This window comes from Methylorubrum sp. POS3 (assembly GCF_043352485.1).
Taxonomy (GTDB): domain Bacteria; phylum Pseudomonadota; class Alphaproteobacteria; order Rhizobiales; family Beijerinckiaceae; genus Methylobacterium; species Methylobacterium suomiense.
On the sequence record NZ_JAPRBT010000001.1, the window covers coordinates 514,413 to 536,665 of the forward strand.

At 67.7% G+C, this 22,253-nt stretch carries 20 protein-coding genes; 8 read left to right on the top strand and 12 right to left on the bottom strand.

Features of this window, described 5'->3' with window-relative positions:
- Positions 1–76 precede the first annotated feature (76 nt).
- The 4 genes from OWC43_RS02520 to OWC43_RS02535 form a co-directional block, all read right to left on the bottom strand.
- The gene (locus tag OWC43_RS02520) at positions 77–358 is read right to left on the bottom strand and encodes an acylphosphatase (RefSeq protein WP_393955600.1); all 282 of its coding nucleotides are present in this window, start codon (positions 356–358) and stop codon (positions 77–79) included.
- A gap of 57 nt (positions 359–415) precedes the next feature.
- Positions 416–847, bottom strand: a complete 432-nt coding sequence (locus tag OWC43_RS02525; RefSeq protein WP_393955601.1) for a gamma-glutamylcyclotransferase family protein — start codon at positions 845–847, stop codon at positions 416–418.
- A gap of 184 nt (positions 848–1,031) precedes the next feature.
- Positions 1,032–3,035, bottom strand: coding sequence for an acetyl-CoA carboxylase biotin carboxylase subunit (locus OWC43_RS02530; RefSeq protein ID WP_393955602.1), 2,004 nt, complete (start codon positions 3,033–3,035; stop codon positions 1,032–1,034).
- Between the two features lie 137 nt (positions 3,036–3,172).
- Positions 3,173–3,616, bottom strand: coding sequence for a hypothetical protein (locus tag OWC43_RS02535; protein ID WP_137827861.1), 444 nt, complete (start codon positions 3,614–3,616; stop codon positions 3,173–3,175).
- Between the two features lie 441 nt (positions 3,617–4,057).
- On the opposite strand from OWC43_RS02535, the gene OWC43_RS02540 reads away from it, so the two are divergent.
- Positions 4,058–4,987 carry a histone deacetylase family protein gene (locus OWC43_RS02540; protein ID WP_393958474.1) on the top strand — a complete coding sequence of 310 codons (930 nt, stop codon included), beginning with the start codon at positions 4,058–4,060 and terminating at the stop codon, positions 4,985–4,987.
- 271 nt (positions 4,988–5,258) lie between these two features.
- Here OWC43_RS02540 and ribB read toward each other — a convergent pair whose 3' ends face one another.
- From ribB to OWC43_RS02560, 4 genes are read right to left on the bottom strand one after another with little or no spacing between them, the layout of a single operon-like run.
- Positions 5,259–6,335: a 3,4-dihydroxy-2-butanone-4-phosphate synthase gene (ribB, locus tag OWC43_RS02545; protein ID WP_393955603.1), complete on the bottom strand. Its 1,077-nt coding sequence runs from the start codon at positions 6,333–6,335 to the stop codon at positions 5,259–5,261.
- Positions 6,336–6,365: 30 nt separating this feature from the next.
- On the bottom strand, positions 6,366–7,466 hold the full coding sequence (aroC, locus tag OWC43_RS02550) for a chorismate synthase (RefSeq protein WP_393955604.1): 1,101 nt from the start codon (positions 7,464–7,466) through the stop codon (positions 6,366–6,368).
- Between the two features lie 53 nt (positions 7,467–7,519).
- Positions 7,520–8,113, bottom strand: coding sequence for a DUF3578 domain-containing protein (locus OWC43_RS02555; protein WP_393955605.1), 594 nt, complete (start codon positions 8,111–8,113; stop codon positions 7,520–7,522).
- 10 nt (positions 8,114–8,123) lie between these two features.
- Positions 8,124–9,263, bottom strand: coding sequence for an anhydro-N-acetylmuramic acid kinase (locus tag OWC43_RS02560; protein WP_393955606.1), 1,140 nt, complete (start codon positions 9,261–9,263; stop codon positions 8,124–8,126).
- Between the two features lie 120 nt (positions 9,264–9,383).
- Here OWC43_RS02560 and tyrS point away from each other — a divergent pair, with 120 nt between their 5' ends.
- The 3 genes from tyrS to OWC43_RS02575 all read left to right on the top strand — a co-directional run bounded on the left by tyrS (position 9,384) and on the right by OWC43_RS02575 (position 14,076).
- Positions 9,384–10,655 (top strand): tyrosine--tRNA ligase, encoded by a 1,272-nt coding sequence (tyrS, locus tag OWC43_RS02565; protein ID WP_393955607.1) that lies wholly within the window; start codon positions 9,384–9,386, stop codon positions 10,653–10,655.
- Positions 10,656–10,929: 274 nt separating this feature from the next.
- Positions 10,930–12,696 carry an ABC transporter ATP-binding protein gene (locus OWC43_RS02570; protein ID WP_393955608.1) on the top strand — a complete coding sequence of 589 codons (1,767 nt, stop codon included), beginning with the start codon at positions 10,930–10,932 and terminating at the stop codon, positions 12,694–12,696.
- A gap of 339 nt (positions 12,697–13,035) precedes the next feature.
- The gene (locus OWC43_RS02575; RefSeq protein ID WP_137827854.1) at positions 13,036–14,076 is read left to right on the top strand and encodes a low specificity L-threonine aldolase; all 1,041 of its coding nucleotides are present in this window, start codon (positions 13,036–13,038) and stop codon (positions 14,074–14,076) included.
- Between the two features lie 322 nt (positions 14,077–14,398).
- Here OWC43_RS02575 and mdoH read toward each other — a convergent pair whose 3' ends face one another.
- Complete coding sequence (mdoH, locus tag OWC43_RS02580; RefSeq protein ID WP_137827853.1) at positions 14,399–16,327, bottom strand: glucans biosynthesis glucosyltransferase MdoH; 1,929 nt, start codon at positions 16,325–16,327, stop codon at positions 14,399–14,401.
- Positions 16,328–16,361: 34 nt separating this feature from the next.
- Here mdoH and OWC43_RS02585 point away from each other — a divergent pair, with 34 nt between their 5' ends.
- Positions 16,362–18,029: a glucan biosynthesis protein G gene (locus tag OWC43_RS02585; protein ID WP_393955609.1), complete on the top strand. Its 1,668-nt coding sequence runs from the start codon at positions 16,362–16,364 to the stop codon at positions 18,027–18,029.
- Between the two features lie 6 nt (positions 18,030–18,035).
- Here OWC43_RS02585 and OWC43_RS02590 read toward each other — a convergent pair whose 3' ends face one another.
- A complete protein-coding gene (locus OWC43_RS02590; RefSeq protein ID WP_137827851.1) occupies positions 18,036–18,275 on the bottom strand; it encodes a hypothetical protein in 240 nt (79 codons plus the stop codon).
- Between the two features lie 95 nt (positions 18,276–18,370).
- Positions 18,371–19,177 carry a cold-shock protein gene (locus OWC43_RS02595; RefSeq protein ID WP_137827850.1) on the bottom strand — a complete coding sequence of 269 codons (807 nt, stop codon included), beginning with the start codon at positions 19,175–19,177 and terminating at the stop codon, positions 18,371–18,373.
- Positions 19,178–19,549: 372 nt separating this feature from the next.
- Between OWC43_RS02595 and OWC43_RS02600 the strand changes: the two genes are divergently transcribed.
- On the top strand, positions 19,550–20,029 hold the full coding sequence (locus OWC43_RS02600; RefSeq protein WP_393955610.1) for a response regulator: 480 nt from the start codon (positions 19,550–19,552) through the stop codon (positions 20,027–20,029).
- Between the two features lie 12 nt (positions 20,030–20,041).
- Here the strand turns inward: OWC43_RS02600 and OWC43_RS02605 are convergent, their stop codons facing one another.
- Entirely contained in the window at positions 20,042–20,980 is a 939-nt protein-coding gene (locus OWC43_RS02605; protein WP_393958475.1) for a metallophosphoesterase family protein, read from the bottom strand.
- A 250-nt stretch (positions 20,981–21,230) separates the two neighbouring features.
- Between OWC43_RS02605 and OWC43_RS02610 the strand changes: the two genes are divergently transcribed.
- Positions 21,231–21,977 (top strand): lysophospholipid acyltransferase family protein, encoded by a 747-nt coding sequence (locus OWC43_RS02610; protein ID WP_393955611.1) that lies wholly within the window; start codon positions 21,231–21,233, stop codon positions 21,975–21,977.
- A partial coding sequence (locus tag OWC43_RS02615) for a glycosyltransferase N-terminal domain-containing protein (protein WP_393955612.1) occupies positions 21,974–22,253 on the top strand: 280 nt, incomplete at its 3' end. The genes OWC43_RS02610 and OWC43_RS02615, both read left to right, overlap by 4 nt.

The following is a 22,253-nucleotide window of genomic DNA, read 5'->3' on the forward strand; positions in this document are numbered from 1 at the left end:
CGCATCGCCTTCCCGGTCCCGTTCGCCATCGTCCCCCGGGCCGCTACAGGCCGCGGGCCCAGGCGGCAAGCCCCGATCAGGAGAGGATCTCGAAACCCTCCCCCGCGAACGGTGCGGCCTCGCTCACCGCGATGTCGTCGACCCTCGCCATCAGGGGGCCTCGGCGGCATTCGGCCAGCAGGGCGTCGACGGCGGATTCAGGCCCTGAGAACACGGCCTCGACCGTGCGGTCCGGCCGGTTGCGAACCCAGCCGACGACGCCGAGACCGAGGGCGCGCTTGCGCGTCCAAGCTCGGTAGGACACGCCCTGCACGCGCCCGGAGATGACCGCACGGATCGTTTTCGTCTGCGAAGTCAAACGGTCGGCCTCCCGCCATGCGCTGCCGTCGGGGCCTAGCATGTCCGCCCCGATCGGTCAGGCCGGTGACCGACGCTGCCAGCCCCTGATCTCCTGAAGATACGGACCCGGCAATTGCGCCGCCGCCCCGGCGGCCAGAACCGCCTCGAGATAGCCCGGCCGTGGAATGCCGGGCGGCGGGCTCCGGCCGAGATAGATCAGGGCCCGCTTGATGCCGGCCTCGGTCAGTACGGGCTGATGCGCCTTGATGTAGAGGCCGCCGGCCACGCCCTCGTACCGGTCGAGGGCGGGCACGTCGGAGAGCGCCAGTTCCCACAGCACGCCCCACACCATCGCGCCCGGCGCCCGGACCACGGAGGCCCACCCCTCCTTCATGATCACGAAGCGGTGCCGTGGCAGGCGACCGCGGCCGATCAGCCGCGAGGCCGGGCAACGCAGGGCCATGGCGGCGGCGTCCATATTGGCGCCATAGGCGAAATAGAGCGGCATGCCTTCCGAGAGATGCGAGCGATGTGCCGAGCCGCCGGACGAGCCCATATCGCGGGCTGGCGCACGACCATCGAGCGTCGAGACTCGGCCGGGACGATCGCTCGGCACAGGGAAGCGACCGCCCCGCGTCGAGAGCGGTCGCCGGAAGCGGGTCGGTTCTCGGCGATCTCGGTTTACGGTTCGATCACTCGAACTCCATGATGACCGCATCGACCGCGAGGCTGTCGCCTTCCTTGGCGGCGATCTTGGACACCTTGCCGTCGCGTTCGGCGCGCAGGACGTTCTCCATCTTCATCGCCTCGACGATGGCGAGCGCCTCGCCGTTCTTCACCTCTTGGCCTTCCGCGACCATGATCTGCTTCACGAGGCCCGGCATCGGGCAGAGCAGCTGCTTGCCGGAATTCGCGCTCTCCTTGACCGGCATCAGATCGGCGAGATCGGCCTCACGGCGGGTGAAGACGCGGGCCTCGGCCGCCGCGCCCGCATGCTGTAGGAACACGCCGTTCAGCAGCGGACGCACCTGGATCGCCACCGGCTCGTCGCCCACGGTACCGGACCAGACCGGCTCCCCGGGACGCCACGCACTACGGACCGGCACGACTGCACCGTCCGCTGCCGTCACGAGCAGATCGTTCCCGACGGTGTCGACGGTGACTTCGAAGCGCTGGCCGGACAGGACCACGACGCGCTCACGCTGGAACGCCAGCAGGCTCGGGTCGCGCATCTGGCCGGAGATGCCGCGCTTGCGGACATTGAGCTTGTGATCGATCGCCGCCGCGACCGCCGCCAACCGCAGGGCAACCTTGCCCTCGGGCTGCGGGGCCGTGAAGCCCTCCGGGAACTCCTCCTTGATGAAGCCCGTCGACAGCGCGCCCTCGCGCCAGCGCGGATGGGCCATCAGGGTGGCGAGGAACGGAATGTTGTGGCGGATGCCGTCGATGGCGAAGGCGTCGAGCGCCCGCGCCTGGGACTCGATCGCCTGAATGCGGGTCGGCGCCCAGGTCACGAGCTTGGCGATCATCGGATCGTAGTGGATCGCGATCTCGCCGCCTTCCTCCACGCCGGTGTCGTTGCGGACGATCGCCTCGCCGAACTGGCCCTCCTCCGGCGGCTGATACGTGGTGAGCCGGCCGATCGAGGGCAGGAAGTTGCGGGTCGGGTCCTCGGCGTAGACGCGGCTCTCGACCGCCCAGCCGTTCAGCTTCACGTCGTCCTGCGCCAGCGGCAGCTGTTCGCCAGCCGCCACCCGGATCATCAGCTCGACGAGGTCGAGCCCGGTGATCATCTCGGTGACCGGATGCTCCACCTGCAGGCGGGTGTTCATTTCGAGGAAGTAGAACGACTTGTCCTGGCCGGCGACGAACTCGACCGTGCCGGCGGAGTCGTAACTCACCGCCTTGGCCAGCGCGACGGCCTGCTCGCCCATCTTGCGGCGGGTCTCTTCGTCGAGGAGAGGCGACGGCGCCTCCTCGATGACCTTCTGATTGCGGCGTTGGATCGAGCACTCGCGCTCGCCGAGATAGATCACGTTTCCGTGCTTGTCGCCGATCACCTGGATTTCGATGTGGCGCGGATCGGTGATGAACTTCTCGACGAAAACGCGATCATCGCCGAAGGACGAGGACGCCTCGGACTTCGCCCGCTCGAAACCTTCTTTCACCTCATCGGCCGACTCGGCGATCCGCATGCCCTTGCCGCCGCCGCCGGCGGATGCCTTGATCATGACCGGATAACCGATCTCGTCGGCGATCTTCACGGCGTGCTCGGGGCTCTCGATGACGCCGAGGAAACCGGGCACCGTCGACACGTTGGCCTCGGCCGCGGCCTTCTTCGATTCGATCTTGTCGCCCATGGCGGCGATGGCGCCGGGATTGGGACCGATGAAGACGATTCCGTGCTCCGCGAGCGCCTTCGGGAAGGCTTCGCGCTCGGAAAGGAACCCGTAGCCCGGATGCACCGCCTGGGCGCCGGTCTGCTTGCAGGCCTCGATGATCTTCTCGATGACGAGATAGGACTGCGCGGCGGGCGCCGGGCCGATATGAACGGCTTCGTCGGCCATCGCCACGTGGACGGCATCGCGGTCGGCATCCGAGTAAACCGCCACCGTCTTGATACCCATCCGGCGGGCCGTCTTGATGACGCGGCAGGCGATCTCGCCACGGTTGGCAATCAGGATTTTTTCGAACATCGCAGCCGCTTCTTCTTGGGAGACCGTCCTGGCTCACCCCTCCCGAAGGCGAGCCCGATTTCATCCCGATAAAGCAGTTGTGCGAAGAGCGGAAGCTGTGCCGTCTTACCCTTATTGGCGGTCACACACCGTATTCATCATGCAGCGAGCGGCAGCTTGCCGGTGCGGCACTCGGGGGCTTGGCCGGTCCAGCGATTGGCCTTCAGCGCGAAGGCGATCAGCGCCTCGTCGCTCACGGTTGCCTCGCGGACGATCTCCCGGGCGATGCGGCTGCCGGTCAGGGTCGGACCCTTGCGGCCCGCGAGCGAGGCGGAGAGCCAAGCAGCGGTCTCGGGGGTGATGCGTCCGGTGGGACGCTCGCCGTAGACGGCGAAGTCGACGATGGTGGCGGTGAGGAAGGTGGCGAAATCCTCGTGCTGGTCGGCCACCGCCCGGTCGAGGGCGAGCAGCAGGTCGGCGTCGTGACGGCCCATGGGCACGTCGGCCAGGATGTCACGGGCGAGTTCGGCGACATCCGAACCGGTGATGCGGCCGGCCTCGACGATCCGGTCGCAGAACAGCTGAAGAGCAATGTTGGTCATGATCCGATGCCTCTCCGGCCAGTTGTCGCCGGTGTTTGTCCCTGTATGTCCTGACTTTACGGGGCAACATCAGCGCAAGAGGTTAATGGCTAAATCTGAACCCGTGTTCAGGTAAATGCCTGCTCACGATTGAGCCTTTCGAGATTCTTGCTGTATTGCGGTCAGACTTCGTTCACCGAACCGAGCTCGTTGCGGGAACGCACGGTTCTGGAAAGGCAACGCGCTCGCCTGCGCCGCTCACATCGGTTTCGCGCCGGCTTTCCAGAGAGGCCCGGTGCAGAGCGTGAAGGACAGTCACCGATGCAGGAGCGAGCTTATTCCCAGTGCTGGGAGCGGCTTCGACCATCCTCGGACGCGTAAAGTCATTTGCCGGGCTTGTCGCCCCGCGGCTACAACACTGTCCGGGCGAACGCCGAAACGACGCGCCCGGGAGGAATCGCCCTGAGCACTCTGTACGTCACCCATCCGAGCGCCCTCGAACACGCGACCCCGCCCGGCCATCCCGAGCAGCCCGCCCGCATGCAGGCGGTCGAGCGGGCGCTGGAGGAGGAGCGCTTCTCGGCCCTGGTGCGCGCGCATGCGCCGAAGGCCGACGCTTCGGTTGCCGAACTCGCTCACCCGGCCGCCTTTGTCGAAGCTTTGGTCGCGGCCGCGCCGACAGAGGGTCTGCTTCAGATCGATTCGGACACGCTGATGTCACCGGGCTCGCTGAATACTTGCCTGCATGCCATCGGCGGGTCGGTACACGCCGTCGATGCGGTGATGAAGGGCGAATGCGCCAATGCCTTCGTCGCCATGCGCCCGCCGGGCCACCACGCCGAACTGACCCGCGCCATGGGCTTCTGCCTGTTCAATCACGCGGCCATCGCCGTGCGGCACGCGCAGAAGAATCTCGGCGCGGCGCGGGTGGCGCTGGTCGATTGGGACGTCCACCACGGCAATGGCTCACAGGACATCTTCTGGGCGGACAAGGACGTGATGTACGCCTCGACCCACCAGATGCCGTTGTTCCCAGGCACGGGCTCGGCGGGAGAGCGGGGCGATCACGATACCATCGTCAACGTGCCGCTTCGGGCCTTCGACGACGGTGCCGTGTTCCGCGAGGCCTTCGAGAGCCGCATCCTCCCCCGGCTCGACGCGTTCCAGCCGGACCTCATCGTGATCTCGGCGGGGTTCGACGCGCACAAGCTCGACCCGTTGGCCAATGTTCAGCTCGACGAGTCCGATTTCGGATGGGCCACGCGCCGCCTCATGGAGGTGGCCGACCGGCATGCGGGCGGGCGGGTCGTCTCGATCCTGGAGGGCGGCTACAGCCTCGATGGCCTCGCCCGCTCCGTCGCCGCCCATATGGATGCTTTGATGGGTCGGTGAGGGACAATCCAGAGGCGCCTACCGGCTCGCGCGGATCGGAGTGATCTGCATGGCCGCCGTGCTCGCAAGCGCGTCGGCGGATATGCGCTTTCTGGCAAGTTTGCCGAAGTCGAGGCTGCAACGAGCAAGACGTCGGCAGCCGATGGCGTCGCCCGAAATGCGGTGGTCGCCGGCGGGACGGGGAACAGAGACCAGGCGTCGGTCACTTCCGTCGGGCGGCGACGGGGCCGCCTGACGGAGGGTAAGAACGGCTCCGCTTGGGCGCGTTCGGTCAGCTGTCCAGAGGCTCCTCGCCGACGAGTTCGATGCCGAAGCCCGAAAGGCCGACATAGGAACGGGCGGAGGACGACAGGTTGCGGATCGAGACGACGCCGAGATCGCGCAGGATCTGCGCGCCGAGGCCGACCTCCCGCCACTGGCGTACCCGCTGCGCTTCGGCTCCCTCTTCCGCGTAGCGGTTGAGCGGCACGCCCGCGGTCCCGTCGCGCAGATAGACGAGGACCCCTCGCCCTTCCGCCGCGAACCGCCGCATCACGCTCTCGATCTGGCGTCCGCCCTCGATCACATCCGCCACCACGTTGGAGCGATGCAGGCGCACCAGCATGTTGCGGCCGTCGCCGATATTGCCGTGGACGAAGGCGAATTGCTGAATCGGCTCGAACGGCGTGACATAGGCGTAGCCGGTGACCGCGCCGAACTCCGACTTCACCGGGAAGGTGCCGACCCGGTCGACCAAGCGGTCACGGGCTTGGCGATAGGCGATGAGATCGGCGACCGAGACCCGCTTGAGACTGTGGCGCTCGGAAAAGTCGTCGATCTGCGGCCCCTTCATGACGGTGCCGTCGTCGTTGGCGAGTTCGCAGATCACGCCCACGGGGGGGAGGCCGGCGAGCTTGCACAGGTCGACCGCGGCCTCCGTATGGCCGGAGCGCATCAGGACGCCGCCATCGCGGGCGATCAGCGGGAAGACGTGGCCGGGGCGCACGAAGTCGCCCGCGCCCATATTGCCGTTGGCCAGAGCACGGACGGTGTTGCAGCGCTGCTCGGCCGAGATGCCGGTGGTCAGGCCATGGCGCACATCGACCGTGACCGTGAAGGCGGTGCCGAGCGGCGCGTCGTTCGAGGCCACCATCGGATCGAGATGGAGCCGGCGGGCCTCTTCCAGGGTGATCGGCGCACAGACGATGCCGCAGGTGTTGCGGATGATGAACGCCATCTTATCCGGCGTGCAGAGCGAGGCCGCGACGACGAGGTCTCCCTCGTTCTCGCGGTCGTCATCGTCGGTGACGACCACGATCTCGCCGCGGGCGAAGGCCTCGATGGCCTCGGTGACGCTGCAATGGGGCACGGGTGTCGTTCCAGTGTTCCGGGAGGGAGATCAGGCCAGCGGGCCGATCTGCCCACGATGGCGCAGATAATGGTCCGCCAGCACGCAGGCCATCATCGCCTCGGCGACGGGCACGGCGCGGATGCCGACGCAGGGGTCGTGACGGCCCTTGGTGATCAGGTCGACTTCCGCGCCGTCGCGATTCACGCTCTGGCGCGGCGTCAGGATCGAGGAGGTGGGCTTCACGGCAAACCGCACCACCACCGGCTCACCCGAGGAGATGCCCCCCAGGATCCCGCCGGCATGATTGGCCAGGAAGCGCGGGCGCCCATCGTTGCCGGCGCGCATCTCGTCCGCATTGTCCTCGCCGCGAAGAGCGGCCGCGGCGAAACCGTCCCCGATCTCGACGCCCTTGACCGCGTTGATCGACATCATGGCGGCGGCGAGGTCCGCATCGAGCTTGCCGTAGATCGGCGCGCCGAGACCGGCGGGCACGCCCTCGGCCACGACCTCGACCACCGCTCCGACCGACGAGCCGCTCTTTCGAATCTCGTCGAGATAGGTCTCATAGCGTCCGGCGGCTTCGGCGTCCGGGGCGAAGAACGGATTGCGATTGACCTCGTCCCAGTCCCAGCGGGCGCGATCGATGGCGTGCGGGCCCATCTGGACCAGCGCCGCGCGAATGGTGATGCCGGGGATGACCTTGCGGGCGATCGCCCCTGCCGCGACCCGGGCGGCGGTCTCCCGCGCCGACGAACGACCTCCGCCCCGATAATCGCGAAACCCGTACTTGGCGTCATAGGTGTAGTCGGCGTGGCCGGGACGGTAGCTGTCGCGGATCTCCGAGTAATCCTTGGAGCGCTGGTCCGTGTTCTCGATCATCAACGCGATCGGCGTGCCGGTGGTGAGCTGCCGCCCGCCGGTCCGGTCGTCCGCGAAGACGCCCGAGAGGATCCTGACCTGATCCGGCTCGCGACGCTGGGTCGTGAAACGTGACTGGCCCGGCTTGCGCCGGTCGAGCTCGGCCTGGATTTCCTCCGCTTCGAGCGGAAGCCCGGGCGGGCAGCCATCCACCACGCAGCCAAGGGCGACGCCGTGGCTCTCGCCGAAGGTGGTGACGCGGAACAGGTGGCCGAAGCTGTTGTGGGACATGGCGCGCGTGCCTTACCGCGGGATGCCGCGAAGGACCAGTCGTGGCCCACGTCTCACGCCGCAAGCCCGCCCCGCGCCCGCAGCGCCCGGTAGGCCGCGATGCCCTTGGCGAGATCGGCCCAGAGACGGCGCTCGTCGGCGAGGTCGGCAAGCCCGTAGGTCAGACCCATGATATGCGCGGCCTCGTAGCCCTCCGGCAGTTCGCCGACCGTGCCCAACGCGATCTCCGCCACCGGCAGGGCCTCCGAGAAGTCCGAGAGGCGTGCCCGCAAGGCTGCACCGCTCGCGCGCAGATGGTCACCCGCTCGCGGCCCGTGTTCGCGGATCGCCGCCACCGTTCCCTGCGCGAGCGAGAGATGCACCACGTCGCGATGCGTCGGAAAGAGGTAGACGAGGTAGTAGCCCCGCGTCGCGCTGGTGGTCACCGCCGGGTCGAAGGCCGCCAGCCAGGGCACGGCGGCCCAGCGTGTGCCACGGCCAGGGCTGCCCTTGACCAGATAGGTGCCCCCGAGCGGAGCCAGGGCCCCCCGCAGTTCGTCCGCCGCCCCCTTGCGGATCACGTGGGCGAGCGGGTGGCCGGCGGGGGGGTCGAGACGTGCGAGGGGATATTCCTCGACGATGCGCCGCAAGGCGTGGCCAAGGGTCACGAAGGGAGGCTCATGGGTGATGCAGCACACCGCCGGGCGCCGGAGCGGAGACGCCCGTGGTGCTCGGGTAGGTGATGGGCAAGCCTTCGAGCGAGCGCAGCGCCAGATAGGCAAAGGCTTGCGCTTCCAGATAATCGGCGGACCAGCCCAGCGTATCGGCGTTCACGAGCCGATCGCCGAGCAGATCCCCCAGCATGGCCATCAGCGTCAGGTTCCTGGTGCCACCGCCCGCCACGATCCAGCGCATCGGCTGTTCGCCTGAGGAGACATGATCGAGGCTCTTCCGGATGGCCCGAGCTGCGAAAGCCGTGAGGGTCGCGGCACCATCCGCCGTGCTGAGATGGCCGGCGAGCTTGTGGGAGAACCAGTGGCGATCGAGTGATTTCGGTGGCGTCCGCTCGAAATAGGGGTGCCTGAGCAGCCAGGCGACCAGCGCCTCGTCGATTTGCCCCCCGGCAGCGCGTGCGCCGCCCGCGTCGTAGGCGACGCCCTCGCGCTCCTTCATCCAGTCGTTGATCGGCGCGTTCCCGGGACCGGTATCGAAGGCGAGAAGGTCGCCCTTCGAATCGATCAGCGTCACGTTGGCGACGCCGCCGATATTGAGGACGGCGAGCGGCCCCGCATAGCCCGCAGCCTGCGCCAGCGCCCGGTGAAACACCGGCACGAGCGGGGCACCCTGGCCGCCCCGCGCCACGTCCTCCGCGCGCAGGTCGGCCACCACCGGGATCCCGAGGCGCCGTGCCAGCGCCCCCCCGTCACCGATCTGGACCGTCAGCTTCTCACGGGGTCGGTGCAGGACGGTCTGGCCGTGGAAGCCGATGACGGCGATGTCTGCGGGTGTCAGCGTGTTGTCGGAAAGGAACGCCTCGACCGCCTCGGCATGGGCATCGGTCAGGAACGCTTCGGCTTCGGGCAGGCATCCGGGCCGGTCGGTGCGGGCCGCCACGGCCTCGGCGTCGCGAAGCGCACGGCTCAATAGGGCGCGCTCGGCCTGCGCGTATTCGCGATAGCCCGTCGGCCCCAGGGCGGCGACTTCATCGTTGCCTTTGCGCAGGACGCGCACGCTCTCCCCGTCGCTCTCGATAAGGGCCACGTCGATCCCGTCGAGCGAGGTGCCGCTCATCAGCCCGATCGCGCGCCGCATCGTCATGATCCGCCCCCGTGCCTTTCCTGTCCCGCCCTGCTAAGAGCCGGCCCGTCCGCTCGGCCGAAGGTCCGAGCTAGCACGGGCTCCGCGCGCCTGTCGCGCCGCCCCACCCTCGAGACCGACATGACCGCCGAGAGCTTCGCGCCGCAATCCGACTTCCTGAAGGTCCTGACCGAGCGCGGCTACATCCATCAGGCGTCCGATATCGCGGGCATCGATGCAGCCGCCCGCGAAGGCCGGCTGACGACCTATGTCGGCTACGATTGCACCGCGGCCTCGCTCCATGTCGGGCACCTACTCTCGATCATGATGCTGCACTGGCTCCAGGCGACCGGCGGCAGGCCGATCGCGCTCATGGGCGGCGGCACCACCCGTGTCGGCGACCCGTCCGGCCGCGACGAGACCCGCAAGATCCTGACGCTGGAGCAGATCGAGGAGAACAAGAACGGCATCCGCAAGACCTTCGACCGGTTCCTGCGCTTCGGCGAGGGCGAGGGCGATGCCATCATGGTCGACAATGCTGAGTGGCTAACCAAGCTCAACTACATCGAGATGTTGCGCGACATCGGACGCCATTTCTCGGTCAACCGCATGATGTCGATGGATAGCGTGCGGCTCCGGCTCGAGCGCGATCAGGAGCTGTCGTTCCTGGAATTCAACTACATGATCCTCCAGTCCTACGACTTCGTCGAACTGAACCGCCGCTACGGTTGCCGGATGCAGATGGGCGGTTCGGACCAATGGGGCAACATCGTCAACGGCATCGATCTCGGCCGCCGCATGGGAACGCCCCAGCTCTACGGGCTGACCTGTCCGCTGCTGACGACGGCCTCGGGCGCGAAAATGGGCAAGACCGCCGCCGGCGCGGTCTGGCTCGATGCCGGCATGCTCTCGCCCTACGATTACTGGCAATTCTGGCGCAACACGGAGGATGCCGATGTCGGCCGCTTCCTCAAGCTGTTCACGCTGCTGCCGATGGACGAGATCGCCCGGCTCTCCGCGCTTCGAGGTGCCGAGATCAACGAGGCCAAGACCGTACTCGCCACCGAGGCGACGCGCCTGATGCACGGTGCCGAGGCCGCGCAGAGCGCCGCCGTGACGGCCCGGAAGACATTCGTCGAGGGAACGCTCGCGGATTCGCTGCCGACCGTCACGGTACCGCGCGCCGCGCTGGAGGCGGGTCTCGGCGTGCTCACCGCCTTCGGACCCGACTTCGCCAAACTCGTGCCCTCGACGAGCGAGGCGCGCCGCCAGATCAAGGGTGGGGGCCTGAGGGTCAACGACGTGCAGCTCACCGATGAGAAGGCAACGCTCGGATTGGGCGATGCCACGGCGGATGGGGTGATCAAGCTGTCGTTCGGGCGTAAGAAGCACGTGCTGCTGCGGCCGGAATGAATCGTCGCCCGCGCTCGACCTGTGAGCGCGTCATGGGGTCGGAGCCTTGACCTTCGCCCTTTGACGCGCATGGTGAGGCTGAAGCGCCGCTTGGTCGCTCAAGCCTCGTTCAGCTTGGCCGCGCTACCGCGCGGAAAGCGCCCCGCGCTTGAAACATAAGGCGACGCTTCGCGTTGCGTTGGACGGGTGTCGCATGCACTTGCCGCGCTCACGGCATGTGTTACCGCCTTCTGGCTGCCCTGCGGATCTGATCGAATCGGGATTGACGGTCGCGATGGAAGATCTCTGCCAATACGCTAACCGCCCCTTCGCTTTCGTCGGGCGCTACCTCAAGCGCCGTATCGTCCCGCACCTCGTCATCCTGTTCGCCGTCCTCGGGGCCGTCTCGTTCTCGGTCTCCACGGATTACGCGCTCAAGGGTGTGGTCGATGCGCTCGGCAAAGGCCCGAGTGCGGGTCAGGTCTGGACCGCGCTCGCCATTCTCATCGGCTTCATCGCCGCCGACAATCTCCTCTGGCGCGTCGCCGCGCTCGTCGGCGCCTTCACCTTCGTGGGCGTCACCGGCGATATCCGCCGGGACATGTTCCGGCACATGACGGGACATGCCCCGTCCTTCTTCGCCGACCGGCAGCCGGGCACCCTGGCGTCGCGCATCACGGCGACCTCGAACGCGATCTTCACGGTCGAGAACATGTTCACGTTCAACGTGATGCCGCCCTGCGTCGCGGCCGTGCTCTCGATCATCTATATCGGCACCGTCAATCTCACGATGGCGCTCGTCCTCGCCGGCATCTTCGCCGCGGTCGTGCTGCTGATGTTCAAGATGGCGTCGGCCGGCAAGCCGCTGCACCACGACTTTGCCGCGAAGGCCGCCAGCGTCGATGGCGAGATGGTCGACCTCGTCGGCAACATGCCGCTGGTGCGCGCCTTCTCGGCGTTCAACCGCGAATTCGTGCGCTTCGACGGGACCATCGGCACCGAGATGCGGGCGCGCCGCTCGTCGCTCCTCTATCTCGAGAAGCTGCGCATCACGCACGCCATCCTCACGGTCGTCTCGATCCTGGGCCTGCTCTACTGGTCGATCAAGATGTGGGAGGCGGGCCAGGCGACGACCGGCCAGGTCGTGCTCGTCTGCACCCTCGGCATCCGGATCCTCGCGGCGACCCGTGATCTTGCGGTCGCCCTGGTCGATGCCACCCAGCACACGGCCCGCCTGTCGGAGGCGCTCCACACCCTGCTCCAGCCGCACGAGCTGGTCGATCACCCGGAAGCCGAGACGCTCATCGGGCAGACCGGCGCCGAGATGCACTTCGATCACGTCGCCTTCAGCTACCCCGACGGCCGAACCGTATTCTCCGATTTCGATCTGCTGATCCCGGCGGGTCAGACGGTCGGGCTCGTCGGCAAGTCCGGCGGCGGAAAATCGACCCTGTTCTCCCTGATCCAGCGCTTCTACGAGGTCCAGGGCGGACGCATTCTGATCAATGGCCAGGACATCAATCGCGTCACGCAGGAATCCCTGCGCGAGGCGATCACGGTGGTGCCTCAGGACGTCTCGATGTTCCATCGCTCCCTGCGCGAGAACATCCGCTACGGACGGCCCGACGCCACGGACGAGGAGGTGTGGAAGGCGGCCCAGGCTGCGCACTGCACCGACTTCATCCAGGCGCTGCCCGAGGGGTTCGACACCATCGTGGGCGACCGGGGCGTGAAGCTCTCGGGCGGTCAGCGCCAGCGCATCGCCATCGCCCGCGCCATCCTGAAGGACTCGCCGATCCTTCTCCTCGACGAGGCCACCTCGGCGCTCGATGCCGAATCCGAGGAAGCGATCCGCGCCGCGCTCGCGAACCTCATGAAGGGCCGCACCGTCATCGCCATCGCCCACCGCCTGTCGACCCTGAAGGATTTCGACCGGATCGTGGTTCTGGAAGGCGGCCGGATCGTTCAGGACGGATCGCCCGAGAAGCTGACCCATCTCGACGGCTTCTACCGCGAGCTGATGAAGAAGGAATCGATGTCGATGGCTCTGGCCGCCGCGTAAGGCCGGCGCGTTCCGAGCCTGGCGCCCTGAGGTTTGCCTACCGACCCTCTGAGCGGGCCGCGCAAAACCTGAAGGTCCACGAACCTTTCGGGGGCCGACCATCGCGACCGACAACATGTCCCATGACGGTGTGAAGGCGTTCCGGGTCGATCTTCGAGCCGCACCCGAAGCGACAACGTAAGGCGCAATCAGTTCATCGCGGTGACGCGGCATACGCGCTTACCAAAACTCAAGCTTTCGGTTGCAGCGCCCGCCTGCTCTTCCTAGCTTACACCGCTCGGGGTTGACCGGCTTTTCGGGCAGCCATCCTTGCATTCCTTGGCAGGAGCGTTGCGCGCCGTGCCCGAACAGCAATTTGCCAGCGACAACTATGCCGGGATTTGCCCGGAGGCTTGGGCGGCGATGGCTGCCGCCAATGCCGGCCACGCTCCGGCTTACGGGGCCGACAGTTGGACCCAGGCCGCCGCCGACGGCTTCCGCCGTCTGTTCGAGACGTCTTGCGAGGTCTTCTTCGTCTTCAACGGCACGGCCGCGAACTCGCTCGCTCTGGCCTCGCTCTGTCAGTCCTATCACAGCGTGATCTGCGCGGACTCGGCACATATCGAGACCGACGAATGCGGCGCGCCGGAATTCTTCTCGAACGGCTCGAAGCTTCTCGCGCTGCCGACAGCGGACGGTAAGCTGACGCCCGAGGCCGTTCGCGCGATCGCGGAAAGACGCAGCGACATCCATTTCCCCAAGCCCAAGGCAGTGACGATCACACAGGCCACGGAGACCGGACGAGTCTACCGGCCGGAGGAGATCGGACGCTTGGCCGAAACCTGCCGGGCGCTCGGTCTGCATCTGCACATGGACGGAGCCCGCTTCGCAAATGCCTGCGCCGCGCTCGATGCTTCGCCGGCCGACGTGACGTGGCGGGCCGGCGTGGACGTCCTCTGCTTCGGCGGCACCAAGAACGGCATGGCGATCGGCGAAGCGGTGATCTTCTTCGATACCGCTTTGGCCGAGGATTTCGGCTATCGCTGCAAGCAGGCGGGTCAGCTTGCTTCCAAGATGCGCTACCTGTCCGCACCGTGGGTCGGGATGCTGGAAGATGGCGCGTGGTTGCGCCACGCCCGCCATGCCAATGCCTGCGCCCGACGGCTCGCGGACGCCATCGTCGGGGTACCGGGCGTCTCGCTGGCGGCGCCGGTGGAGGCGAATGGCGTCTTTCTGAATCTGTCCGCGGCGGTCCAAGAGCGCTTGCGGATGCGCGGCTGGCACTTTTACGGCTTCATCGGCGGTGCCGCCCGTTTCATGTTCGCCTGGGATTCCGACCCCGCTCGGGTCGATGCCCTGGCGCGGGACATCCGCCTCTGCGCCCTGCCGGCCGCAGCCTGAGGCGCGGCCGGGAGTTTTCAGCGCTCGCTTCGGAGGGAAGCGTCCGAGTCGAAGCCAGCGCTGACCGAGCGCTCCCTCACAGGTGAGCGGACGAGAAGGGCCAGCGCCGCAGGGCGACCGGCCGAATGTTCCAGGGCGCATCCCGATCTTTGGACACCGAGCCTGCGCGACAGATCAAAATGCCAGAGATACGTCCCGATCCTCTGTGATCGGGCGCTGCTCTAGAGCATCGGCCCGAAAGGTGGGAGCCGGCTTTCGGGAAAAGCCGATGCATCACAATAACCTAGAGCATCGTGCCGGATCCGATATCCGACACGATGCTCTAGCGCGGCGTGGGCGCTCCCGACGCGTCGATCGAGTTCGGCAACCACGTCACCGGCTCGGCGGCCGTCATCGGCAATGCGGTCGTCAATCGGCTCTGGTGCAATTCGGACAGTTCCTGCGCCTGACGCGTATCGTCCTCGGTCAGGAACAAACCGCGGGCCCTCGAAGCGAGACCGAGGCGCGTGCTGCTGGTGAGGACGCTCTGGGCCGGGCTCGTCAGCAAAGCGACGGCGATCGGGGCCATCCAGGCGGCGAGCAGGGGATCGGCGGCGGCGCCGATGACCACGGCGAGGGCGAAGCCGGAAGCCACGGCATCGCTCTGCAGGCGCAGGGCCTCTCCCCACGGCACGCTGCGATCCTCGCGCGATTGGGCATCCCAGCGCACCACCCGCCCGAACAGCGTGGAGATTACGGCGCCGGCGCTGAACAGAGCCATGACGGGCCACAGCAACACCCAGATCGCCTGTTCGAGCGCGGCGCTCAGGAGCAGCGAGAAGGTGCCGCCGAAGGCGGAGCGGCGTTCGCGGGAAGCGAGGACGTAGCCGAGGCTGAGCAGCTTCGGCAGAGCCATCACCGCCACGACCAGGGCCGCGAGCCCCCAACCGGCGGCATTGGACCGATCGAATCCGTAGCCGAGCAGACCGAGCTCGTCGGTGCGCAGAGCCTGCCAAGTGCCGAGCCCGAGGAAGGCGATCCAGAGCGGGTAGACGCAGTAGCCGAGGATGCCGACACCGAGATGCCAACGGCTGGCCCCGCGCAGGCCCTTCATCGGAAGCACGCGGAGATGCTGCAGATTGCCCTGGCACCACCGACGCTCGCGGCCGAGCAGGTCGATGAGGTTGGTCGGCATCTCCTCCCAGGTACCGCCCATCTCCGGCAGCAGGCGCACCTCCCAGCCGGCACGGCGCAGGAAGGCGCCCTCGACGATATCGTGGCACAGGATCTCACCGCCGAGCGGGGGCTTCCCGGAGAGAACCGGCAGTTCGGCGTTCTGCGCGAAGGCCTCGATCCGCAGGATCGCGTTGTGCCCCCAATAGGAGCCGTCCGGACCCTGCCATGTCTCGAGGCAGCGCAAGGAGAGCGGCGCGTAGAGCCGCACGGCGAATTGCTGGATGCGGGCGAACAGGGTGTCGCGTCCGGCCGCGTAGGAGACGGTCTGGATCAGGCCGACGCGGGGGTTCTCCTCCATCAACCGCGCGAGCTTGCGCATGGCCGCGCCGGTCATGAGGCTGTCGGCGTCGAGGACGATCATGAAATCGTACTCGGCCCCGTAAGTCTGACAGAATTCGGCGATGTTGCCCGCCTTGCGGCCGATATTCTGTGCCCGGCGGCGGTAGCGGATTTGCGGCATGCCGCGCCCCTCGCGCTCGGCCCAGGCCACCGCGCGGGCGAATTCGTGCTCCTCCACGGCGCTGATCGCACCCTCACGGGTGTCGGAAAGGACGAAGATGTCGATGTCGGATCCGTCGCCACCCTCGCGCTGGAGCGAGCGGGCCATGACGCGGATTGCGGAGAAGACGGCGATCGGATCCTCGGCGTGGATCGCCACGACCGCCGCTGTGCGGCTCAGTCCCGTCGGGCGTGCCGAGATCGTGGCGGCGCGCCGCTCCAGGGGTGACAGCATCCGGTCGCCCATCGCGGCTGCGACCAGACCGTAGAGGTATTGCCACGCCGTGAAGGATTGCCACGCCATCAGCAGCGCGAAGAGAGTGAGGAGGGTGCGACCGAGCCACGTCTCCGGCGCGCCGTAGGCGGCGAGCGCGAGGGCCAGGATCGCTCCCGCAGTCACGAGCGTTGGCACCACCAGTGCCAGACGGCGCAGACCGAAGGCGGCCGGCCGCGGGGCGGGGCCGGTTCCGGAAGGCCGGACCTGAGCAATGCCCGTCTCGACGGGCGCGTCGACCTGCGGCAAGTCTGAGCTGGACATGGTCGGCGTCGGGTACTCGCGAGAGGGGCAGCGGATGAACGGACCGTCGGATAAGGACGGGGATGCTCGCGCGGATGGGGAGATCTCGCGACGGCGGATGGTGCGGATCGGGCTCGCCGGCATGTCCGGCCTCTGCATTCCTAACCTCTTCGACCTGAATGCCGACAGAACGATGGCTCAGACGCTTCCCCCAGGACAATCCGAAGCACCGTCGCAGGGGGAAAACCGACCCGTGACGCTCGACGACGTGGTGGCCCGTGCGGAAACGCTCGCCCGTAGCCCCTACCATCCCCATGACGACGATTTGCCGACCGAATTGTCGACGCTGAACTACGACGATACCCAGGCGATCCGTGTCCGGCCGGAGGGGACGGTGCCGCTCGGGCCGGGCTTTTCGTTGCAGCCGTTCCACCGGGGTGGCCTGCAGCGTCGACGGGTCGATCTCTTCCTGCAGGCGTCCGGCCGAGCACCGACGGCATTCGGCTACGATCCCAAGCTGTTCGATCTCGGCCCGGCGCTCAAAGGGCGTAGCTACCCTGCGTCGCTCGGCTATGCGGGTTTCCGCATCGCCCACGCATTCGATGCCGCGCGTCCGGACGAACAGGAAGAGTTCCTGGTGTTCCTCGGTGCCTCCTACTTCCGAGTGCGGGGCAGAAAACAGATCTACGGACTCTCGGCTCGCGGCATCGCCGTCGACACCGGCGCTCCGACCGGAGAGGAATTTCCGGACTTCACGACCTTCTGGATCGGTCCCGTGGAGGCCGGCACGATCACCGTTCTGGCCCTCCTCGAAGGGCCGAGCCTGACCGGCGCTTACCGCTTCACCGTCACTCCCGGTGACTCGTCGACCGTGGCCGTGACGGCAGCTCTATTTCCGCGCCGGGCGATCGCGGGGCTCGGCCTTGCACCGCTCACAAGCATGTTCATCGACGGGGAGAACGGCCCCGGCGCCCGGAATGCTCTGCCCTTCGACGATTTCCGACCGCAGGTGCACGATTCGGACGGACTCCTCGTACAATCCCCCGGTGACCGGCTCTGGCGCCCGCTCACTAATGGCCGAGCGGCGCCGCAGACCTCCGCCTTCCGCACGGCGCCGCTGGAGGGATTCGGCCTGCTCCAGCGCGAACGGCGATTCGCCGCCTATCTCGACGTGCAGGCCCGCCACGAGGATCGTCCGGGCCTATGGGTGCGCCCGGAATCCGGTTTCGGCACCGGTGCGGTGCGATTGTTCGAGATCCCGTCCCGGGAGGAAGCCACCGACAACATCGTGGCGGCCTTCGTGCCGGAAGCTCCGGTTGAACCGGGCCGGCGCATCGATTGCGCCTATTCGCTGGTGACCATCGGTGCGGAACCCGCCGCCGCCATCGCGCCGCCGCTGGCCCGGGTGGTCTCGACGCGCGTCGGCTCAGCCGAGCGCTTGCGCCCGACCAACCCGCCGAGTCCGAAGCGGCGCCTCTATGCCATCGATTTCGAGGGCCCCGGCCTGCCGGAGGATCCCAGGGCCGCCATCGACGTGGCGCTCTCGGCGAGCGCCGGTGCCTTCGTCGATCCCTATGCCGAGCGGGTACCCCAGACGGGCGGCTGGCGCCTCTACGCCGAGTTCCGGCCGCCGGAACCGATGCCGGCAGGTGATGTGGTGCTGCGCGCGCGCCTCAGCCATGCCGGGCGCGTCATCACCGAAACCTGGGATGGGGTCGCCTGATCTGTCTCAGCGGGTGCGGCTGTTGGCCGGCTTCTCCGGCAGGCGCCGTTGCTCGATCCGCGACACGCTCGGCGGCAAGCCCTCAGCCTCTCGGGCCGATCCCACCGATCCGGCCAGGGTGGAGCTGTCTCCGCGCTCGAACGCCCAGCCGGCATTCACACCGGCATAAAACCCCGTGAAATCGTCCGCAGCGGCAGGACCGGTACCGAGCAACAGACCGAGCCAGACGACGATCACCCCGCGCATGGAACTCGGTCCCTTCCCGTCTCGGATTGCAGCATACCGACAAACGAAAACGGCGGCCCTGAGGCCGCCGCTTCGTCCGATACTCGGTGTGTCGATCAGTAATCGACGCTGATGCTTGAGGCCTCGCGACCCTTCTGACCCTCGACAACGCCAAGGGTCACCTGCTGGCCTTCGGCCAGCGAATCGAGGCCGGCGCGCGACAGGGCTGAGCGGTGCACGAACACGTCCTTGCCGCCGTCATTGACGGAGACGAAGCCGAAGCCCTTGGCCGGGTCGTACCACTTCACGGTGCCGGTCATCTCGACCGACGGGCCGGAGGCGAAGCGACCGCCGCCGCCACCGCCGCCACCGCCGAAGCGATCGCCGCCGCTGAAGCGGTCACGGCCACCACCGCCGAAACGGTCGCCGCCGCCGAAGCGATCACCGCCGCCGAAGCGCGGGCCTTCGCGCCGGGGCGGAGCCGCCTCGGCCGTCGATGTGTCGACGCTGTTCACCGCAGTGACCTGCGGACCCTTCTGGCCCTGGGCGGTCTGCACCGTGAGGCGCGTGCCGGGCAGGAGGTCGTCGTGGCCGGCGGCCTCAACCGCGCGGATATGGAGGAAGGCATCACCGGAGCCGTCGCCGAGCTCCACGAAGCCGAAGCCCTTCTCCTTGTTGAACCACTTCACCGTGGCATCACGCTCCGGGCCCGTAGGCGCCGCAGCTGCGGGGCCGCCCCGCGACGGGCCGCGGTCGAAGCCACCGCCGCCACCACCGTAGCCGCCACCACCGCCGCCGAAGCGGTTGCCGCCACCACCGTATCCACCACTGCTCGGGGGCAGCTGGTCCGGCCACTGAGGCTCGGCACCGCCCTCGTCGAAGCCGCGCTTCTGCGGCCCCCGAAAATCACGACCACGTCCCATTGAAAGCTCGCAAAAACCGTCCGCCCGCCACGTCTCGAATACCGCGTGCGCGCTATCCCGAGACAGCCCACGCCCCGCACTATCATCCCCTCGGCAGCGGATACCGAGAGCAACGCCTCAGGTCTGACGCAATCGGGGCCGAACCGCAAGGAACTTCTAACCCCTTCGTGCTCCATACCGCCGATTTTCGTGGTGAACTGCGTAGGTAGGCGGGCGCGAAGAGACTTTTGGCGTTCAACCGAGATTGATTCTAAAGCTGAAAGTCGGGATCGCGGCGAATGTCGCCGAGCATTTTAGGGAAATGCAAACTGGGCGAGCCTAGGCTTCCCGCTCAGTCAGCCCGCGCATCGCGAGCCCGGGCCCGAGCCGCCGATGATCGCCACACCGACCTTCCCGGATCTTTCAGCTCTCGTCGTCGACGAGAGCCTCTATATTCGTCGTATCGTCCGCGACATGTTGATGCGCGTCGGCATCAAGCGCGTGCTCGAGGCACCCGACGGAGCAGAAGCGCTCGGGGTCCTTGCCGAGAGCAAGCCGGACCTGACCATCATCGATTGGGATCTGGCGATCCTCTCCGGTGAAGAGTTCATTCGGCTCGCCCGGACGCCGACTACCTCGCCCTCGCCGACCGTGCCGATCATCCTGATGCTGGGACAGCCGCGGCGCAACGTCGTGGATCGCGCGATCGCTCTCGGGGTCAACGAGATCATCGCCAAGCCGTTCTCGCCGAAGACTTTGTGGTCGCGTCTCGACGAGGTCATCAATCGGCCTCGCCCGTTCTCCCAGGTGAAGAGCCTGCTGCGCCCCCTGCCGCGCACCAACGGGTTGTCGAAGGGACTGAGCCTGGTCTGAGCCTTGTCCGCCTCAATGCCGACGCCGCGCCGGCGGGCCGATTCGATCCGGAGGCGGGGTCTCGATGTCGAAGGCCGAAAGTTCGGCGATCTTGCCGGCCGCGTCGAGCCCGCGCTCGACCACGGCGATGCGGTGCCCCGCCTGATCAGGGGTGATCGTGTAGAGATAGTAGGAGGCGCGTCGGTTCACGAGCAGCGAGCGCGCCGAGGCCGAAGGCGCACCGACGACCGGAACCAGCCGTTCATCCGGGCCTGCGATGCGGGCCACCGTCCCCACGTGATTGTGACCGTGCAGGATCAGGTCGGCTCCCGCCCGGCCAATCATGGCCGCGAACGCGCCGGCATCCTTGAGCTCCCGGCCGGAGGCGGCGCCTCCCGGATGGGGCGGGTGATGAATCATGACGACGCGGCAGGGTCGGTCGGGCGCCTTGGCCAACTCGCCGAGCAATCGCTCAGCGGCCTCGATCTGAGCCGGACCGAGCCGACCGGTCGCCGCGAAAGGCTTTGTCGGGATTGCTGAGGAGAGACCGATGAGAGCGAGCGGTCCGCGCCGCCGCAGGTAGGGAAACAGTCCGCTTCGGCCATCATCGGCCGCGGTCCAGCCACCGCAGGTGCCGAGCAGGCCCTCCAGCGATCCCCGGACATAGGCATCGTGGTTGCCCGGCACGAAGCTGACCTGGTCGGCCGGTCCCAAGGCTTCGAGGAAGATGCGGGCCGTATCCCACTCGTCCGGCAATCCGAGGTTACACAGGTCGCCGGTGCAGGCGACATGGTCGCTGCCCTGGGCCCGGAGGTCGGCGACGAGGGCGCCGAGGAGGTCCATGTCGTGATGGCGGCCGCGCCCGCGATGCCAATTCACGTAGCCGGTCGCCCGCTTGCTGAGAAGCTGGCGCAGGCGGAGCCGGGGCAACGGCCCGACATGCGGATCGGTGAGATGGGCGAGCCTGAACATTTCCGGCGACGGCATCGGGGCATCGGGCGCCGAGGTCAACACCTCGACCCGATTCGGTGCTCTGCATTCCGGCGCCCTTGCATTCTCTCCGGCGGGGGCGCCGCAACCCGGTCTCTGCCGCAACGCAGCATGAATCGGCGCATGGAAGGTTCTCGCCACGTTGCGTCTCGGCGCGGCTCGGGGCTAGACAGCCCGGCCTGGGCGGCGCCCGAATCGAAACGCGAACGACAGAGGCGAGCGGTCCGACTCCATGGGCCTGATCAAGACCATTGGGCGCAAGCCTGCCGTCCAGCGCGTTCTCGGAGCGGCTGCCTATGGCTACCTCAAGCTGGTGCAGCGCACGAACCGCTTCACCCTCGAGCCGAGGGAGGTCTACGAGCGGCTCGACGCGACCGGCCCTTTCATCGCCGCGATGTGGCATGGCCAGCACCTCATGATCTCGTTCATGAGCCGGCCACAGGACCGGGTGGCGACGATCATCTCGCGCTCTCCCGACGGGAATATCAACACCATCGCGCTCACCAAGATGGGCGTGCGGGTGATGCGGGCTTCCGGCGCCCGCGGCCGTGCGGTGCGCGACGCCCGTGCCAAGGGCGGCGCGGAGGGTCTTCGCGCCATGGTCAAGGCACTCAAGGGGGGCGAGACCGTCGCCTTCTCGGCGGACGTGCCCAAGGTCTCGCGGGTCTGCGACGCCGGCATCATCATGTTGGCGCGCTTCTCGGGCTGCCCCATCGTTCCCGTCGCCGTGGTGACGAGTCGGCACATCCGGTTCAATTCCTGGGACCGGGCCTGTCTCGGCCTGCCCTTCGGCCGCGGTGCCATGGTGTTCGGCGAATCGATCTTCGTCCCCCGCGAAATCGAGCCGGAAGCGGTCGAGGCCTTCCGCGCCCGTGTTCAGGCGGAACTGAACCGCGTCCATGATCGCGCCTACGCTCTCGTCGGTCGGCCCGACCGCGTGGTCGGGTCCCTCGACGACGCGCTGGGGCACGCGGCGTGAGGGTTCCGCCCCTCCCCGCGACCCTGCGGGCCTACCGTTACGGCCTCTATCTCGGCGAGCCCGCCGTGGCCGGGTTGCTCGCGTGGCGCTCCCGACGCGGCAAGGAAGATCCGGTTCGCCTACCGGAACGGCGCGGGCGCCCCGGCCGGGCCCGGCCCGTCGGTCATCTCGTCTGGATGCACGGGGCCAGCATCGGCGAGGCCCTGTCGCTCGTCGGCTTGATCGAGGGCATGATTGCCCGCGGCTGCTCGGTTCTCGTCACCACCGGAACCCGCA

Coding starts and splice junctions, on each gene's coding strand:
- OWC43_RS02525 (WP_393955601.1), bottom strand. CDS start 847: ATGCCGCTCTATTTCGCCTATGGCGCCAATATGGACGCCGCCGCCATG.
- tyrS (WP_393955607.1), top strand. CDS start 9,384: ATGACCGCCGAGAGCTTCGCGCCGCAATCCGACTTCCTGAAGGTCCTG.
- OWC43_RS02585 (WP_393955609.1), top strand. CDS start 16,362: ATGAACGGACCGTCGGATAAGGACGGGGATGCTCGCGCGGATGGGGAG.
- OWC43_RS02590 (WP_137827851.1), bottom strand. CDS start 18,275: ATGCGCGGGGTGATCGTCGTCTGGCTCGGTCTGTTGCTCGGTACCGGT.
- OWC43_RS02530 (WP_393955602.1), bottom strand. CDS start 3,035: ATGTTCGAAAAAATCCTGATTGCCAACCGTGGCGAGATCGCCTGCCGC.
- OWC43_RS02535 (WP_137827861.1), bottom strand. CDS start 3,616: ATGACCAACATTGCTCTTCAGCTGTTCTGCGACCGGATCGTCGAGGCC.
- OWC43_RS02610 (WP_393955611.1), top strand. CDS start 21,231: ATGGGCCTGATCAAGACCATTGGGCGCAAGCCTGCCGTCCAGCGCGTT.
- mdoH (WP_137827853.1), bottom strand. CDS start 16,327: ATGTCCAGCTCAGACTTGCCGCAGGTCGACGCGCCCGTCGAGACGGGC.
- OWC43_RS02600 (WP_393955610.1), top strand. CDS start 19,550: ATGATCGCCACACCGACCTTCCCGGATCTTTCAGCTCTCGTCGTCGAC.
- OWC43_RS02605 (WP_393958475.1), bottom strand. CDS start 20,980: ATGTTCAGGCTCGCCCATCTCACCGATCCGCATGTCGGGCCGTTGCCC.
- OWC43_RS02560 (WP_393955606.1), bottom strand. CDS start 9,263: ATGACGATGCGGCGCGCGATCGGGCTGATGAGCGGCACCTCGCTCGAC.
- OWC43_RS02570 (WP_393955608.1), top strand. CDS start 10,930: ATGGAAGATCTCTGCCAATACGCTAACCGCCCCTTCGCTTTCGTCGGG.
- aroC (WP_393955604.1), bottom strand. CDS start 7,466: ATGTCCCACAACAGCTTCGGCCACCTGTTCCGCGTCACCACCTTCGGC.
- OWC43_RS02595 (WP_137827850.1), bottom strand. CDS start 19,177: ATGGGACGTGGTCGTGATTTTCGGGGGCCGCAGAAGCGCGGCTTCGAC.